Source organism: Pelovirga sp. (assembly GCF_059864205.1).
Genome location: NZ_JCBCBS010000121.1, coordinates 1 through 1686 on the forward strand (window position 1 = coordinate 1; position 1686 = coordinate 1686).

General features: G+C 50.4%; 2 protein-coding genes. Both read left to right on the forward strand.

What is annotated here, in order from left to right; all coding sequences use genetic code 11:
• Positions 1-226 precede the first annotated feature (226 nt).
• Positions 227-862: a transposase gene (locus tag AC6F7T_RS08025; RefSeq protein ID WP_500717660.1), complete on the forward strand. Its 636-nt coding sequence runs from the start codon at positions 227-229 to the stop codon at positions 860-862.
• A 2-nt stretch (positions 863-864) separates the two neighbouring features.
• The coding region (locus tag AC6F7T_RS08030; protein ID WP_500717662.1) for a type I restriction endonuclease at positions 865-1686 on the forward strand (822 nt) is incomplete at its 3' end.

The window sequence follows — 1686 nt, forward strand, 5'->3', positions numbered from 1 at the left end:
CGGGGAATCGGACGCGTGCCCACCCGAATGGTTGATTCACGAAAACGGATGAAACGGGACGACCATCGTAGGGGCAGACCTATGTGTCTGCCCGGATGGGGTTTGCCCGAATGGGGTTTGCCCGAATGGGGTTTGCCCGAATGGGGTTTGCCCGAATGGGGTTTGCCCGGATGGTGACGGCAATTCAAACCAGGGCGAACACGCAGGTTCGCCCCTACGAAACACGATGAATAAAATGTCATTTAATCCTGAAATTCATCATCGTCGATCAATACGATTGCGTGGATATGACTATGCCCAATGTGGGGCGTATTTTGTGACCATCTCCACCCAAAATGGTGAATGTCTGTTTGGCGATATCGTCGATGGGATCATGGGTTTAAATGATGCCGGTCACATGATTGAACGATGGTATTGGGAATTGGAACAGAAATTCCCGGATATACAATGCGGCAATTTTATCTGTATGCCCAACCATGTCCATTTTATCGTAATCAACGTAGGCGCTGTAGGGGCAGACCTATGTATCTGCCCCTACAATGTTTGCCCGAATGGTGACGGCAATTCAAACATGGGCGAACACACAGGTTCGCCCCTACGAAACGAAATACGGGTGAACCAGGGCGAACACTCAGGTTCGCCCCTACCGCGGGTTGTTCAATGGTTTAAAACCATGACCACCAATGCGTATATTGATGGTGTCAAACATCATCATTGGCAACCCTTTCATAAACGCTTATGGCAACGCAATTATTACGAGCATATTGTGCGTAATGAGGATGACTTAAACCGCATTCAACACTACATTAACGACAATCCTCTTCGCTGGCAGCAGGTTCAATTGCACCCTGAACAAGGATGAAAATGACTGATTACAAACCCATCGCCGAAACCAACCGTTTTATCGTCCTCGAAAGGTATACGAGGGAATGGCAGGTTGCTGAAAGCTATCAGAGCGAATACGATCTGGAGCGGGAGTTTATCAGCGATCTGGAACATCAGGGTTATGAATACCTGCGCAATTTAAGCACCCCGGAAGCCCTGCTGGCCAATGTGCGCATCCAACTGCAAACCTTGAACAAGGTGCAGTTTTCTGACGGCGAATGGCTGCGCTTTGGGGAAACCTTTCTGGACAGACCCAGTGAAGGCATCGTCGATAAAGCCCGCAAGATTCACGATGACTATATCCACGATTTCGTCTTTGACGATGGCCGTATTCAGAACATCTACCTGCTGGACAAAAAGAACCTGGCCCGCAACAAGGTACAGGTGATCAAGCAGTTCGAGCAACCCGGCAACCAGGCCAACCGCTACGACGTCACCATCCTCGTCAACGGCCTGCCGCTGGTCCAGATAGAGCTGAAAAGGCGCGGCGTGGCCATTCGTGAGGCTTTTAACCAGGTGCATCGTTACAGTAAGGAGAGCTTCAACAGCGAGCACTCCCTGTTCAAATACCTGCAGCTGTTTGTTATCTCCAACGGCACTGATACCCGTTATTTTGCTAATACCACCCGGCGCGACAAGAACAGCTTTGACTTCACCATGCACTGGGCGCAGGCCGATAACGGCCTGATCAAGGACTTGAAGGACTTTACCGCCACCTTCTTTCAGAAAAACACCCTGCTGGAAGTGCTGCTCAAGTATTCGGTGTTTGACGTCAGCAACACCCTGCTGGTGATGCGCCCC

Bases quoted from the DNA above. Each gene is read 5' to 3' on its own strand.
- AC6F7T_RS08025 (WP_500717660.1), top strand. From the start codon at position 227: ATGAATAAAATGTCATTTAATCCTGAAATTCATCATCGTCGATCAATA.